General features: G+C 53.9%; 12 protein-coding genes. 4 read left to right on the forward strand and 8 right to left on the reverse strand.

Annotated elements, in window-relative coordinates:
* Positions 1 to 331: 331 nt before the first annotated feature.
* Positions 332 to 1039 carry a FadR/GntR family transcriptional regulator gene (locus M987_RS05640; protein ID WP_014072421.1) on the forward strand — a complete coding sequence of 236 codons (708 nt, stop codon included), beginning with the start codon at positions 332 to 334 and terminating at the stop codon, positions 1037 to 1039.
* Positions 1036 to 2469: a multidrug transporter subunit MdtD gene (mdtD, locus tag M987_RS05645; RefSeq protein WP_014072422.1), complete on the forward strand. Its 1434-nt coding sequence runs from the start codon at positions 1036 to 1038 to the stop codon at positions 2467 to 2469. Before M987_RS05640 ends, mdtD begins: the two co-directional genes overlap by 4 nt.
* Here the strand turns inward: mdtD and rbsR are convergent.
* From rbsR to kup, 7 genes are all read right to left on the reverse strand, one after another.
* Complete coding sequence (gene rbsR, locus M987_RS05650) at positions 2435 to 3427, reverse strand: ribose operon transcriptional repressor RbsR (RefSeq protein WP_074392761.1); 993 nt, start codon at positions 3425 to 3427, stop codon at positions 2435 to 2437. The genes mdtD and rbsR overlap by 35 nt on opposite strands.
* Before the next feature lie 3 nt (positions 3428 to 3430).
* Complete coding sequence (gene rbsK, locus M987_RS05655) at positions 3431 to 4360, reverse strand: ribokinase (RefSeq protein ID WP_014072424.1); 930 nt, start codon at positions 4358 to 4360, stop codon at positions 3431 to 3433.
* 106 nt (positions 4361 to 4466) lie between these two features.
* Positions 4467 to 5357, reverse strand: a complete 891-nt coding sequence (rbsB, locus tag M987_RS05660; protein ID WP_014072425.1) for a ribose ABC transporter substrate-binding protein RbsB — start codon at positions 5355 to 5357, stop codon at positions 4467 to 4469.
* A gap of 27 nt (positions 5358 to 5384) precedes the next feature.
* On the reverse strand, positions 5385 to 6350 hold the full coding sequence (gene rbsC / locus M987_RS05665; RefSeq protein ID WP_006177541.1) for a ribose ABC transporter permease: 966 nt from the start codon (positions 6348 to 6350) through the stop codon (positions 5385 to 5387).
* A gap of 4 nt (positions 6351 to 6354) precedes the next feature.
* The gene (rbsA, locus tag M987_RS05670) at positions 6355 to 7860 is read right to left on the reverse strand and encodes a ribose ABC transporter ATP-binding protein RbsA (protein WP_014072426.1); all 1506 of its coding nucleotides are present in this window, start codon (positions 7858 to 7860) and stop codon (positions 6355 to 6357) included.
* 7 nt (positions 7861 to 7867) lie between these two features.
* Positions 7868 to 8287 (reverse strand): D-ribose pyranase, encoded by a 420-nt coding sequence (gene rbsD / locus M987_RS05675; protein WP_014072427.1) that lies wholly within the window; start codon positions 8285 to 8287, stop codon positions 7868 to 7870.
* Positions 8288 to 8511: 224 nt separating this feature from the next.
* Positions 8512 to 10380, reverse strand: coding sequence for a low affinity potassium transporter Kup (gene kup / locus M987_RS05680; protein WP_014072428.1), 1869 nt, complete (start codon positions 10378 to 10380; stop codon positions 8512 to 8514).
* Positions 10381 to 10602: 222 nt separating this feature from the next.
* Between kup and ravA the strand changes: the two genes are divergently transcribed.
* Together ravA and viaA are read left to right on the forward strand one after the other, a co-directional pair.
* The gene (ravA, locus tag M987_RS05685; protein ID WP_014072429.1) at positions 10603 to 12099 is read left to right on the forward strand and encodes an ATPase RavA; all 1497 of its coding nucleotides are present in this window, start codon (positions 10603 to 10605) and stop codon (positions 12097 to 12099) included.
* Positions 12093 to 13544: an ATPase RavA stimulator ViaA gene (gene viaA, locus M987_RS05690; protein WP_014072430.1), complete on the forward strand. Its 1452-nt coding sequence runs from the start codon at positions 12093 to 12095 to the stop codon at positions 13542 to 13544. The genes ravA and viaA overlap by 7 nt, the downstream gene beginning before the upstream one ends.
* On the opposite strand, the gene asnA is transcribed toward viaA, so the two are convergent.
* Positions 13545 to 14537, reverse strand: coding sequence for an aspartate--ammonia ligase (asnA, locus tag M987_RS05695; protein WP_014072431.1), 993 nt, complete (start codon positions 14535 to 14537; stop codon positions 13545 to 13547). It lies immediately after the preceding gene.
* Between the last annotated feature and the right edge of the window lie 149 nt (positions 14538 to 14686).

The following is a 14686-nucleotide window of genomic DNA, read 5'->3' on the forward strand; positions in this document are numbered from 1 at the left end:
AACGCGGCTTTCGCTCAACGTTGCGAGGTGGCGTATATTACGCTTTCCTCATTCAGAGTCAAGCGTTTATTTTCACTTTTCTCTGTTGGCGTTCATCTCTGAACCCCGCTAACCCGGCGGCTTGTAAGCCGTTGTTCCGTGTCAGTGGAGGCGCATTATAGGGAGTTATTCTGAAGTGACAAGAGGAAATTTAAAAAAAGTTTCTGACCGTGTTTTTTTTCACCAAAACCTACGTAATCAAGCTACAAATTGTTCTATTTGATGTATTTGCAACCACAATCACACTCCAGATGGCATACTTACCAGCATGAACAAATAAGGAATAAGAGCGATGCCCTTAAGCGCACAACAGCTGGCAGCACAAAAAAACTTATCGTATGTGCTGGCAGAAAAGCTGGCTCAGCTGATCTTAGCGGGTAAATATGCCCCTGGTTGTATCTTGCCAGGTGAAATGGAACTGGGTGAACAGTTTGGGGTAAGCCGTACAGCCGTTCGCGAAGCGGTGAAAACATTAACGGCCAAAGGGATGGTATTACCACGCCCGCGCATCGGGACTCGCGTTATGCCGCAGGGCAACTGGAATTTCCTCGACCAGGAGCTGCTCTCCTGGTGGATGACGGAAGATAACTTCCATCAGGTTGTCGATCATTTCCTGGTGATGCGCAGCAGTCTTGAGCCGCAGGCCTGCCTGCTTGCCGCCACGCTAGGTAGTGCAGAACAGAAGGCAGAGCTGAACACCTTAATGGAAGAGATGGTCTTCCTGAAGAAGCACTTCAATCGCGAACGCTGGGTTGAAGTGGACATGGCCTGGCACGAGCACATCTATTATATGAGCGGCAATCCGTTCCTGACCTCGTTTGCATCTCTGTTCCATTCGGTTTATCACACCTACTTTACCTCTATTACCCAGGACGAAGTGGTGAAGCTGGATCTGCATCAGGCCATTGTTGATGCGATTCAGGACAGTGACGGGCAACGCGCCCTGAGTGCATGTCAGGCATTGCTGGCAGCACCAAACCACCAGCAGGAAAATAAATGACCGAGAAAAAAGCACGCAGCATGGCCGGATTGCCGTGGATTGCAGCCATGGCGTTCTTTATGCAGGCACTGGATGCCACCATCCTTAATACCGCTCTCCCCGCGATTGCCCACAGTCTTAACCGCTCCCCGCTGGCGATGCAGTCTGCCATTATCAGTTATACCCTGACGGTGGCAATGCTTATCCCGGTGAGCGGCTGGCTGGCAGATCGCTTCGGCACCCGCAAAGTATTTATGCTGGCCGTGACCCTGTTTACCCTCGGCTCCCTGGCCTGTGCACTTTCTACATCCTTAACGCAACTGGTCATCTTTCGCGTACTTCAGGGGGTTGGCGGGGCGATGATGATGCCCGTGGCGCGCCTGGCACTATTGCGGGCCTATCCGCGCAGCGAACTGCTTCCCGTGCTTAACTTCGTTACCATGCCTGGGTTGGTTGGCCCGATCCTGGGCCCGGTCCTGGGCGGCGTGCTTGTGACCTGGGCAAGCTGGCACTGGATATTCCTGATTAACATTCCGATTGGTATCGCAGGGCTTCTCTACGCCCGCAAATATATGCCGAACTTCACCACCCCCAAACGCAGCTTTGATATGGGGGGCTTTTTCCTGTTTGGCCTGAGCCTGGTGCTGTTCTCCAGCGGGATGGAGTTATTTGGCGAGAAGATCGTGGCAACGTGGATAGCGGTATCCATTATTCTCAGCGGCATTCTGCTTTTGCTTCTTTATATACGTCATGCACGCCGTCACCCGACACCACTAATCTCTTTATCTCTCTTTAATACGCGAACATTTTCAGTGGGTGTTGCCGGAAACATTGCCTCTCGGCTGGGTACAGGTTGCGTTCCCTTTCTGATGCCGCTGATGTTGCAGGTCGGTTTTGGTTACCCGGCGTTGATTGCCGGCTGCATGATGGCCCCCACGGCGATGGGGTCGATTCTGGCGAAATCGACTGTAACTCAGGTGCTGCGCTGGTGCGGTTATCGTAAGACGCTGGTTGGTGTGACCGTGTTTATCGGCCTGATGATTGCACAGTTCTCGCTGCAATCCGCAGCATTACCGGTCTGGATGCTGATCCTGCCGCTGTTTGTTCTGGGCATGGCGATGTCTACGCAGTTCACCTCGATGAATACCATCACGCTGGCAGACCTGACGGATGAGAACGCCAGCAGCGGGAACAGCGTACTGGCGGTGACTCAACAGTTGTCGATAAGCCTGGGGGTAGCCGTGAGTGCGGCGGTACTGCGGTTCTATGAAGGATTCGACAGCGCAAACACCGTCGAGCAATTCCATTACACCTTTATCACGATGGGCGCGCTTACCGTTGTCTCTGCACTGGTCTTTATGTTGCTAAAACCCAAAGATGGTCGAAACCTGATCAAAGAGCGCCATAAACCAAAGGCTAAACCGAACCCCGTTCCATCAGAACAGGAGTAAGCTGCAAACGTTGCTGTTGCAGCGCGGGCTGTGCCATACGATGAATCAACACATCGATGGCCAGCTCGCCCAGCTCATCCTTGGGCTGATGGATGGTGGTAAGCGGCGGCGTCATATAGCGCGCCAGTTCGATGTCATCGTAGCCGATCACCGCCATATCATCTGGAATGCTCAGTCCGGCCTGATACAACGCCTGATAAGCACCAAATGCCATCGCATCGTTACCAATAAATACCGCCTGCGGACGTTGTGTTTGTGCCAGCAGCTTTTGCATGGCCTCTAAACCGCCGTTAAATTCAAAGTCACCGGTAATGCAATATCCCTCAGGAATGGAAAGCCCTGCCCGCGCCATCGCGGAAAGGTATCCTTCAAGACGTAACCGGGCCGGCGTTTTATCCAGCGGCCCCGTGATACAGGCAATACTGGTGTAGCCTTTATTGATCAGGTATTGCGTTGCCATATCGCCACCCAGCAACGAGTTATCCTGAATCAGGTCGCTGGTGCCATCGAACGGTGCCCAGTCCATCATCACCGTAGGAATAGAAGGGTAGCGCTGAATAATCTCTTTCGAGGGCTGATGCGTTTCGGTACACAGCAGTAGTAGCCCGTCGACGCGTTTTTGCATCAGCGTTTCAAGGTTACGGTTCATGCGCTGCTCATCGCCTTCGGTATTACACAACACCAGGCTGTAGCCGCGCTCAAAGCAGCTGCGTTCGACGCCGCGCACAAGTTCAGAATAGAAAGGGTTGGTACTGGCGGTAATGAGCATCCCGATGGTACGGGTCTGGTTGAGCTTCAGACTACGGGCCAGCGCCGACGGCGCATAGTTGAGATCTTTTACTGCGGCTTCGACTTTTTCCCGAATCGCCTCACTGACAAAGCGATCGTTATTGATAACGTGGGAGACAGTAGAAGTAGAAACGCCCGCCATGCGGGCGACATCTTTCATTGTGGCCAAGCGTTACCCCTGCTGACTTAAGAATTCATCGATCTCTTTACGCCACGGAACGGAAGGCTGCGCACCTTTGCGGGTGACCGCGATAGCGGCAGCGGCATGAGCAAAACGAATAGCCTGATCCTGCGCCTTACCTTCCAGCAACGCCGTCACCAGCGCACCGTTAAAGGTATCCCCGGCCGCAATGGTATCAATCGCTTCCACCTTAAAGCCCGGCACGCGACGGCCTTCGCCGTTGACGCTGGCCCACACACCGCGGCTGCCGAGGGTAATGATAACGTTGCCGATACCTTTGTCGTGCAGAGCTTTCGCCGCACGCGCCGCATCGTCGTCATTTTCCACACGAATACCGGTCAGCTTTTCAGCTTCGGTTTCGTTAGGGGTGATGATATCCACCAGCGCCAGGAGCTCATCAGATAATACACGGGCAGGCGCCGGATTAAGTACGACAGTGGTATGATTTTCATGCGCAATTTTGGCCGCAGCCAGTACGCTTTCCACCGGGGACTCCAGCTGCATTAATAATGCTTCTGCACTGGCAATAATGTCGCGCTGCGCTTCAACGCGTTCGGTTGTCAGCGCCGCATTAGCCCCAGCATGAATACCGATGACATTCTCACCTTCCGCATTAACGAAAATCAGCGCTACGCCTGTTGATTCCCCGGCCACCACGCTTACTGGCGCAATATCGATGTTGTCGCTTGCCAGTTGTTTACGTACGCGTTCACCCGTGTCGTCATCACCCGTACAGGCAATAAACGCAATCTGTGCGCCGCTGCGACCGGCAGCAACAGCCTGGTTTGCGCCTTTGCCGCCAAATGCCACCTGGTACTGGTTACCGGTGACGGTTTCGCCAGGTGTCGGGAAAGATTCAAGGTTAAGAATGTGATCGGCATTGATACTGCCAAGAACAACGAGGTTGCCAGCGGTTTTCATGTATGAGGTGTCCATCTGAGAGCGCCACCGGGATTAACCGGTGGCGTATGCCACACTTTTCTTTGTATTTGTCCATCAGGCCGCCAGTGACGGCCTGAATCGCATATTACTGCTTGATGACCAGTTTCAGGTCAACTGGATATTTTGCCTGAACCTTTTCGCCCTTCAGCACTTTATCAGCAGTCTGAACACCTGTTGCGCCAATCTGCTCAGGCAGCTGAGCGATGGTCGCAGCCAGTTTGCCATCATTTACTGCTTTTTCACCATCCGGAGTACCGTCAAACCCGACAACCATCACATCAGATTTACCGGCAGTTTGCAGAGCACGCAGCGCACCCAGTGCCATTTCGTCGTTCTGTGCGAATACGGCCTGTACATCAGGATGTGCGGTCAGCAGGTTCTGCATGACGTTCAGACCTTTAGTACGATCGAAGTCGGCAGGCTGGCTGGCCAGAACGTTAAATTTGTGTGCTGCAACAGCTTGCTGGAAGCCTTCGCCACGTTCACGAGCAGCGGAGGTACCGGCAATACCCTGCAATTCAATAACTTTCGCGCCTTCACCGGCTTTCTTCGCGATGTAATCACCCGCGATTTTGCCGCCCAGAACGTTGTCAGACGCAATGTGGCTGACGACCTCACCTTTAGATGCCTGACGGTCCAGGGTGATCACCGGGATTTTCGCCTGGTTTGCCATTTTCACGGCGTTACCCACAGCGTCGGAATCGGTTGGGTTGATCAGCAGGATTTTGGTGCCACGAACGGTCAAGTCCTGAACGTTAGCCAGTTCTTTCGCCGGGTTGTTCTGGGAATCCAGCACCACCAGGTTGTAGCCCAGTTTGTCTGCTTCTTTCTGCGCGCCATCCTTCAGAGAGACGAAGAACGGGTTGTTCAGCGTGGAGATAACCAGCGCGATGGTGTCTTTCGCCATTGCGTTAGCACTTACGGTTGCGCTCAGCGCCACAGCAGAAACCAGGGTAGCCAGTTTTTTCATGTTCATATCTAAGATGTCCTGTAGTGTCGTCAGTTACTGTTTTTTGTTGTCTACCAGTACCGCCAGCAAAATCACCACTGCTTTAACGATCATCTGGTAATAGGAGGAAACACCTAATAAATTCAAACCATTATTCAGGAAACCGAGGATCAGTGCGCCGATCAATGTCCCAACAATGCGACCTTTACCGCCCGCAAGACTCGTACCGCCCAGAACCACTGCCGCAATGGCATCCAGCTCATAACCTGTACCCGCCGTAGGTTGCGCAGAAGAGAGACGCGCCACTTCGATGATGCCTGCCAGGGACGCCAGCAAGCCGCACAGGGAATAGACGATAATTTTGACTTTATTAACGCTGATACCAGAAAGGCGCGTCGCGGCTTCGTTACCACCCAGCGCATAGATATAGCGACCCAGACGGGTGTGGTGCAGCATGTACCACGCCGCCAGGAAGACGATACCCATAATCCAGACCGGCGTCGGGATACCCAGCGGGCGACCGATACCGAACCAGCCAAACAGATCGGCGTTATCCGTAAATCCGGTGTTCACCGGGCTGCCGTTGGTGTAAACCATGGTCACACCGCGCAGCAGCAGCATCATCACCAGCGTGGCGATGAACGCCTGGACGCGGCCTTTCGCCACAATCACACCAGTTACCGCGCCAATCGCCGCGCCTGCTGCCAGGGCCGCTGCAACGGCCACCAGCGCGTTGACCTCAATCCCTACAATTGAAGCCGCAATCGCACCGGTGAGCGCCAACAAGGAACCGACGGACAGGTCGATCCCCGACGTCAAAATCACCAGCGTCATGCCGACCGCCATAATGGCGTTCACGGAAGTCTGCTGAAGAATGTTGAACAGGTTATTAACGGTGAAAAAGTTTGGGCTCATGGTCGACACAATCGCAATCAGCACCAGCAGGGCAATCAGCGATTTTTGTTCCAGCAGCCAAGCCTTTGTGAAATAACGGCGACCAGAAACAGCCTGGGTAGTCATCTTCTTACTCCTGATTCACGCGATTAAGCTTGCCCACAGCGGCAGCCATCAGAACTTCCTGGGTGGCCTGCTCGCGAGTGAATTCACCGCCGAGATGCCCTTCATGCATGACGATAATGCGATCGCTCATGCCTAATACTTCTGGCATCTCGGAAGAGACCAGAATGATGCTCAGACCGTCGGCCTTAAACTGGTTAATCAGCTGATAGATCTCTTTTTTCGCGCCCACGTCCACACCACGGGTTGGCTCATCAAGGATCAGCACTTTCGGGCGCGTCATCAGACCACGCGCAATCGCCACCTTCTGCTGATTACCGCCGGACAACAGGCCGATTGCCTGCTCCATCGACGGGGTTTTGACGTTAAAGAGACGGATAAAATCGCTGACCGCCTGCTGCTCGTCTTTGTGCTTCAGGGTGCCACCGCTATGGCTGAAATAGCGCAGTGCAGTAAGAGACATGTTCTCTTTCACCGACATGCCCAGCACTAAGCCGTCGCGCTTACGGTCTTCAGAAATATAGACGATGCCATTCGCCAGACCATCTTGCGGAGAGCGAGTGACAACTTCATGGCCATCAAGAGTGACGTAACCGCTGGTGCGCGGCAGTGCCCCGTAGAGCACTTTCATCAGCTCGGTACGCCCCGCGCCCATCAGGCCCGCCACGCCGAGGATTTCCCCCTGACGCAGGGTAAAGGTCACATCGTTCACACCCGGGCCGCAGAGGTTGTCCACCTTCAGGCGGATTTCACCCGGCGCTTTATCCAGATGCGGGTACTGATCTTCGAGCTTACGTCCCACCATCATTTCGATCAGGGTATCTTCGGTCAGCGAAGCCACTTCGCGCTCGGCAATAAACTGCCCGTCGCGGAAGACGGTGACGTCGTCGCAAATCTCGAAGATCTCTTTCATGCGGTGAGATATATAGACAATCCCGCGCCCCTGCGATTTCAGCTCGCGGATAACACGGAACAGAGATTCGGTTTCGGTATCGGTCAGGGCGTCGGTCGGTTCATCCATAATGATGACCTTCGACTCAAAGCTCAGCACCTTAGCGATTTCCACCATCTGCTGATCGCCAATGGAGAGGTCGCCCACCAGGCGGTCGCTTTTAAAGCGCAGGTTCAGCTTCGCCAGCAGTTTGTCCGCTTCGGCGTACATCGTTTTCCAGTCGATTTTGCCAAACCGGTTAACAAACTCGCGGCCGAGGAAGATGTTCTCCGCAATGGTGAGTTGCGGGATCAGGTTCAGCTCCTGGTGGATAATGCCGATACCGGCTTCCTGGGATGATTTCGGGCCGTTGAAGGTGGTTTCTTTACCCAGCCAGGTGAGTGAGCCGGCATCGCGTTGATAGATACCGGTCAGCACTTTCATCATGGTGGATTTGCCAGCGCCGTTTTCACCCACCAGCGCCATCACGCGCCCGGCGTATACGTTCAGCGCGGCACCGGAGAGGGCTTTTACGCCAGGGAACGATTTATCGATCCCTTTGAGTTGCAATAATGCGTCCATGATGGCCTCAGAAGGTGACGCCAGCACAGAGAATAATATTCGCATACGGGGAACACTCCCCGCTGCGAATCACCGCCTGACTGTCTGCGGTTTGTTGTTTGAACTGTTCGTGCGTTGTGTAACGAATTTCTATGGTGTTTCCCTGGTGTTGTTGCAGTTGCTCAATGTGGCTGAGCAACGTTTCGTGGAGTTGCGGATTATGTTGTTTGATCTCCGTCGCGAGAATGGCTGCCTCAACCTGCATCTCCGCGGTCACCACGTCCAGTACCTGCATAAACGAAGGAACACCCTGCGTTAACGCCATATCAATACGGGTTGTGCTGTGCGGAACCGGTAAGCCTGCATCGCAAACCACCAGCGTATCGGTATGCCCAAGACGGGAAATAACCGATGAGATTTCTGAGTTGAGTACAGTGCCTTTCTTCATTTTCTTGCTCCACTAGCGAAACGTTTCGCTGAAAATAGTGTAGACCCACTGGTGTTCAGAAAACCATCATGACGTAACAGATTTGTGATCAACGTCGAAACGTTTCGCTAAGTGAAATGTGGAGAGGTAAATGCAAAACGGTAACCCTCAGGTTACCGTTTTTATGTTTGCGCCCTCTCCCTGTGGGAGAGGGTCGGGGTGAGGGCATCAGGCCGCAGGAAGACTTAAATCTCGACCTGTGTCCCAAGTTCAATCACGCGGTTAGGCGGGATCTCAAACTGGTCTGGCGCACGCAGGGCGTTACGTTGCAGGATAAGGTACAGCTTGCCACGCAGACGCAGATACCACGGCCGCTTACCGATAATCAGCGACTCGTGGGACATGAAGAACGAGGTCTCCATCATACGGCAGCTCAGCCCTTCCAGACCGCAGCGGTGGAACACCTCTTCCACGTTCGGCGTTTCGCGCCAGCCGTAACTTGCCACCACGCGCCAGAAGGTTGGCGACAGCTGCTCAATCTGCACGCGACGTACGTTATGAACATACGGCGCATCTTCGGTACGCAACGTCAGCAGGATCACGCGTTCATGCAGCACTTTGTTGTGCTTGAGGTTATGCATCAGCGCGAACGGGATAACGTTCAATGCGCGCGACATATACACCGCAGTACCCGGAACACGCACCGGCGGGGATTTCTCCAGGGAAACAATCATCGCTTCCAGAGAGTTACCGTGTTCATGCATCCGACGCAGCAGACGGAAGCGTTCGCTCTTCCACGTTGTCATCACAATAAACATCACCAGACCCAGCGTCAGCGGCAGCCAGCCACCGGAAACAATCTTGTCGAGGTTGGCAGAGAACAGCGGCACGTCAATACACAGGAAGCCCACCAGAATCATTCCCACCAGGAATTTATTCCAGTGCCAGTTCCGGTACGCCACAGTTGTGGAGAGGATCGACGTCAGCACCATAGTACCGGTCACGGCGATACCGTATGCCGCAGCCAGGTTGCTGGAGTGCTCGAAACTCACGATGACAATCACCACGGCAAAGTAGAGCAGCCAGTTAATGAAAGGAATGTAGATCTGGCCCGACTCCATTTCTGAAGTGTGGATAATGCGCATTGGCGAGAGATAACCCAGACGCACGGCCTGCCTAGTCAGAGAGAACACGCCGGAAATAACCGCCTGAGACGCAATAACGGTCGCCAGGGTGGCGAGGATCAGCATCGGTACCAGCGCCCAGTCAGGTGCCAGCAGGAAGAACGGGTTCTTAATGGCTTCCGGGGTTTTGAGCAACAGCGCGCCCTGGCCAAAGTAGTTCAGCACCAGTGACGGCAGCACCACGGCAAACCATGCCACGCGGATAGGCAGTTTCCCGAAATGCCCCATGTCCGCATACAGCGCTTCAACACCGGTAATAGAAAGAACGACCGCGCCTAATGCAATAAACGAAACGGTTTTGTATTCAAGGAAGAAGTTAACAGCCCAGAGCGGGTTCAGGGCGTGCAGCACTTCCGGGTTCGCAATAATGCTGCGCAACCCCAGCGCGGCCAGGATCAGGAACCAGGCCAACATAATCGGTGCAAACAGCTTTCCGACAAGCCCGGTGCCGTGCTTCTGGATAGCAAACAGCAGCGTCAGAACAATAATGGCCAGCGGGACAACCCACGTATCAAGCTGCGGCGCGATAATTTCCAGCCCCTCTATTGCCGAGAGAACCGAAATCGCCGGGGTGATCACCACCTCACCATAGAAGAAGCTGCCGCCAATCAACCCGATGATAACCAGCACCGAGGTCATTTTGGCCGACGTGTTACGCCCGGCAAGAGACATCAGCGTCAGGATACCGCCTTCGCCTGCGTTATCTGCACGCATAACAAAGGAGAGATATTTAACGGAAACAACCAGGATCAGCAGCCAGAAGATGAGTGACAAAAAGCCAAATACAGCGTCACGTTCAACACCAAAACCAAACTGACCGGACAGACATTCACGAAGCGTATAAAGCGGGCTGGTGCCGATATCACCGTAGACAACCCCGATCGCCGCAAGCGTTATTGCGGGTAATGATTGCTTATTATCAGTGCTCATAGACTAGTCTTTTCGTTTGTATAACAAATGTGTGCTTAGTCCCTTGGCCCACAAAAAGCGCACAGTATGCACGATTAATTGCAAAATCGTACCCCTAAATGCAACCGCGTTAATGTAGCGCAAAGAAAATAGCGCCGTACTTCAGTCTATTACCAGCCCTGACTGAAACGTCTATACTCGCTTCAATTGGCCGCCACGACGGCGAAAGGATGCAAAACTATTATGGCTCACTCACATTTATTAGCAGAAAGAATTTCCCGCCTCAGCAGCGCGCTGGAAAAAGGCCTTTTCGAGCGTAGCCACGCCATTCGCCTGTGTTTACTGGCGGCGTTGAGCGGTGAAAGTGTATTTTTGCTTGGCCCGCCGGGGATCGCGAAAAGCCTGATTGCCCGTCGACTGAAGTATGCTTTCCAGAATGCCCGTGCCTTTGAATATCTGATGACCCGATTCTCTACCCCGGAAGAGGTTTTCGGTCCGCTTTCCATTCAGGCCTTAAAAGATGAAGGGCGCTATCAGCGTCTGACGGAGGGTTATCTCCCGGAAGCAGAGATAGTGTTTCTCGATGAGATCTGGAAAGCCGGCCCAGCCATTCTGAACACTCTACTTACGGCAATTAACGAGCGTCGCTTCCGTAATGGGGCCAGTGAAGAAAAAATCCCGATGCGCCTGCTGGTGGCCGCCTCCAACGAACTGCCGGAAGCCGACAACAGCCTGGAAGCACTTTACGACCGTATGCTGATCCGTCTGTGGCTGGATAAAGTCCAGGACAAATCGAACTTCCGCTCGATGCTGGTCAGCCAGCAGGATGAAAACGAAAACCCGGTATCCGCATCGCTTCAGGTCACCGACGAGGAATACCATCAGTGGCAGCAGGAGATCGGCAAAATCAAACTGCCAGATGCCGTCTTTGAGCTGATCTTCATGCTACGCCAGCAGCTCGATTTACTGCCCTCGGCGCCCTACGTTTCCGATCGTCGCTGGAAAAAAGCGATCCGCCTGTTACAGGCCAGCGCCCTGTTCAGCGGGCGCGATGCCGTTGCGCCCATTGACCTGATCCTGCTGAAAGACTGTCTGTGGCATGACGCAGAAGGCATGAACCTGATGCAACAGCAGCTTGAAATATTGATGACCGGGCAGGCCTGGGGGCAGCAGTCAATGCTCAACCAGCTCGGTGCGATTGCCCAGCGTCGGATGCAGCTCCAGCAGCAGCAAAGCGATAAAACAGCACTCAAGGTTAACCGTCTTGGCGGAATGTTTGCCCGTAAACCGCATTACGAGCTGCCGACTGAGCTCACTGCTACCTCTCTCACGCTTCTGCTCCAGCAACCGCTAAAACTCCACGATATGCAGGTGGTGCACATTACCCTTGAGCGCGAGGCGTTATCGCAGTGGCTGGATAAGGGCGGCGACATCCGCGGCAAGCTCAACGGCATTGGTTTTGCGCAGCTGCTGAATATGGAAGTTGATACCAGCCAGCATCTGGTGCTTCGCGATGTTAGCCTGCAAGGTTCCCGCCTTGCGTTACCCGGCACGGCGTCAGACAGCGTACCGGAAGAAATCAAACAGCAGTTGGAAGCGCTGGATACCGAATGGCATCAGCAACATACCCGCTTCAGCGAGCAGCAGAAGTGTCTGTTTATTCACAGCGACTGGTTAGGGCGCATTGAAGCCAGCCTTCAGGACGTGGGCGCGCAGATCAAACAGGCGCGTCAATGCTAACGCTGGATACGCTTAACGTCATGCTGGCGGTCAGTGAGGAAGGATTGATCGAAGAGGTCGTCATTACTCTGCTGGCCTCCCCACAGCTGGCGGCCTTCTTTGAAAAATTCCCCAGACTCAAAAAGGCCATGACCGACGATCTCCCGCGCTGGCGGGATAATCTGCGTAAGCGCTTAAAAGAGACGGAAGTCCCGCCTGAACTCACCGAAGAAGTGGCGTGCTATCAGCAGTGCCAGCGGTTATCCACGCCACAGTTTATTGTTCAGCTGCCACAAACCCTGACCCTGCTGGATAAAGTCCACTCTCCGTTTGCCAGCCAGGCCAGAACGCTGGTCACCGATAACGCCACCTTTACTCCGGCACTGCATACTCTGTTTTTACAGCGCTGGCGGCTCAGCCTGGTAGTGCAGGCGACAACCCTTAACCAGCAGCTGCTGGATGAAGAGCGTGAACAGCTCCTGAGCGAAGTACAAGAGCGTATGACGCTCAGCGGCCAGCTGGAGCAGGTGCTGGTGGAGAACGAAAACGCGGCCGGACGCCTGTGGGATATGAGCGCCGGGCAGTTGCGGCGCGGTGATTACCAGCTGATCGTAAAATACGGCGACTTTCTGACGCAGCAGCCAGAGCTCATGAAGCTCGCAGAGCAGTTGGGCCGCTCGCGGGAGGCAAAATCCGTCCCGAAAAAAGATGCGCCAATGGAAACATTCCGCACGCTGGTACGTGAACCGGCAACAGTGCCTGAACAGGTCGATGGGTTACAGCAGAGCGATGATATTTTGCGCCTGTTGCCTACGGAGCTGAGCACGCTGGGTATTACCGAGCTGGAGTACGAGTTTTATCGTCGGCTGGTGGAAAAGCAGTTGCTCACGTACCGGCTACATGGCGAATCCTGGCACGAAAAAATCAGCCAGCGTCCGGTGGTGCATCAGGACTTTGATGAGCAGCCACGCGGGCCTTTTATTGTGTGCGTGGATACTTCCGGTTCGATGGGCGGTTTTAATGAGCAATGCGCGAAGGCCTTTTGCCTGGCACTGATGCGCGTGGCCCTGGCCGACCGACGTCGCTGCTTTATTATGCTGTTTTCCAGTGAAGTGGTGGGTTACGAACTGACGGGGCAACAAGGCATTGAGCAGGCCATTCGTTTCTTAAGCCAGCGTTTTCGTGGTGGTACCGATATGGCGAGCTGCTTTCGCGCCATTATCGAACGTATGCAGGGTGGCGACTGGTACGATGCCGATGCGGTGGTGATCTCTGACTTTATTGCCCAGCGGCTGCCGGATGACGTGGTAAATAAAGTGAAGGTATTACAGCGCGAACATCAGCATCGTTTTCATGCTGTGGCGATGTCCGTAAACGGAAAACCCGGCATCATGCGCATCTTCGATCATATCTGGCGCTTTGATACCGGGTTGCGTAGTCGCCTGCTCAGACGCTGGCGACGCTAGTTAAAGAAGGGAACTGACGCTTTCACGAACCTGCTGTGGCCATACTCCACACTGAACCTGGCCGATGTGGTCAAGTTGCAGCAACAGCATCGTCAGGCGAGACTGACCAATACCGCCGCCGATAGTCTGCGGCATCTCTCCGCGCAGCAACGCCTGGTGCCACTCAAGCTTCAGGCGATCTTCATCACCCGTAACGGCAAGCTGGCGTTTCAGCGCAGCGGCATCAACACGGATACCCATTGAAGAAAGCTCAAATGCATCTTCAAGAACCGGGTTCCAGACCAGAATGTCACCGTTCAGGCCGGCAAATTCACTTTCGCCTGCCGTGCTCCAGTCATCGTAATCAGGTGCACGAACGTCATGACGCTTACCATCAGACAGCTTGCCGCCGATCCCCATCAGGAATACCGCACCCAGCTCTTTCGCAATTGCGCGTTCACGGCCTTTAGCATCCAGATCCGGGAAGCGGCTCAGCAGCTCCTGGCTGTGAACAAAGTGGATCGTTTCTGGCAGGAACGGTGCCAGACCAAACTCTTTGCTCACGGCGGTTTCAGTTGCTTTGATCCCAGCGTAGATCGCCTCAACGGTGGATTTCAGCGTACCAATATGGCGCTCGCCATCACCCATTACGCGCTCCCAGTCCCACTGGTCAACGTAGACAGAGTGAATAGCAGAAAGGCGGTCTTCATCGGGACGAAGGGCTTTCATGTGCGTGTAGAGCCCTTCGCCCGCGCTGAAGTCGTGTTGTCCCAGCGTTTGACGCTTCCATTTCGCCAGTGAATGAACTACTTCGAACTGAGCGTCTGGCAGTGTTTTCACTTTCACCTGAACCGCTTTTTCGCAACCAGACAAGTTATCCTGCGTCCCGTCTCCTACGCGGCTTAAGATTGGAGCCTGAACTTCAACCAGGCTGAGCTTATCTTCCAGCTGGCGGGAAAAGTGGGATTTAACGAAGCTGATCTGGCGTTGTTTTGCGATGTAAGCGGTTTTCATTATTTATACTCCTGCGTCCTGTTGGTATTGATTAAGCAACAGAAATGGCACTCAACTCAATAATCCAACAACAAAAAGCCACCTTCACTTTTGATTCGTTAAAATAAGACGCTAGAATAGAGTGATTCACTAATCTTCATAAGAAAAAC

The organism is Enterobacter soli ATCC BAA-2102 (assembly GCF_001654845.1).
Taxonomy (GTDB): domain Bacteria; phylum Pseudomonadota; class Gammaproteobacteria; order Enterobacterales; family Enterobacteriaceae; genus Enterobacter; species Enterobacter soli.

Bases quoted from the DNA above. Each gene is read 5' to 3' on its own strand.
- rbsC (WP_006177541.1), bottom strand. From the start codon at position 6,350: ATGACTACCCAGGCTGTTTCTGGTCGCCGTTATTTCACAAAGGCTTGG.
- rbsD (WP_014072427.1), bottom strand. From the start codon at position 8,287: ATGAAGAAAGGCACTGTACTCAACTCAGAAATCTCATCGGTTATTTCC.
- rbsK (WP_014072424.1), bottom strand. From the start codon at position 4,360: ATGAAAACCGCTGGCAACCTCGTTGTTCTTGGCAGTATCAATGCCGAT.
- viaA (WP_014072430.1), top strand. From the start codon at position 12,093: ATGCTAACGCTGGATACGCTTAACGTCATGCTGGCGGTCAGTGAGGAA.
- ravA (WP_014072429.1), top strand. From the start codon at position 10,603: ATGGCTCACTCACATTTATTAGCAGAAAGAATTTCCCGCCTCAGCAGC.
- rbsA (WP_014072426.1), bottom strand. From the start codon at position 7,860: ATGGACGCATTATTGCAACTCAAAGGGATCGATAAATCGTTCCCTGGC.
- asnA (WP_014072431.1), bottom strand. From the start codon at position 14,537: ATGAAAACCGCTTACATCGCAAAACAACGCCAGATCAGCTTCGTTAAA.
- rbsB (WP_014072425.1), bottom strand. From the start codon at position 5,357: ATGAACATGAAAAAACTGGCTACCCTGGTTTCTGCTGTGGCGCTGAGC.
- M987_RS05640 (WP_014072421.1), top strand. From the start codon at position 332: ATGCCCTTAAGCGCACAACAGCTGGCAGCACAAAAAAACTTATCGTAT.
- kup (WP_014072428.1), bottom strand. From the start codon at position 10,380: ATGAGCACTGATAATAAGCAATCATTACCCGCAATAACGCTTGCGGCG.
- mdtD (WP_014072422.1), top strand. From the start codon at position 1,036: ATGACCGAGAAAAAAGCACGCAGCATGGCCGGATTGCCGTGGATTGCA.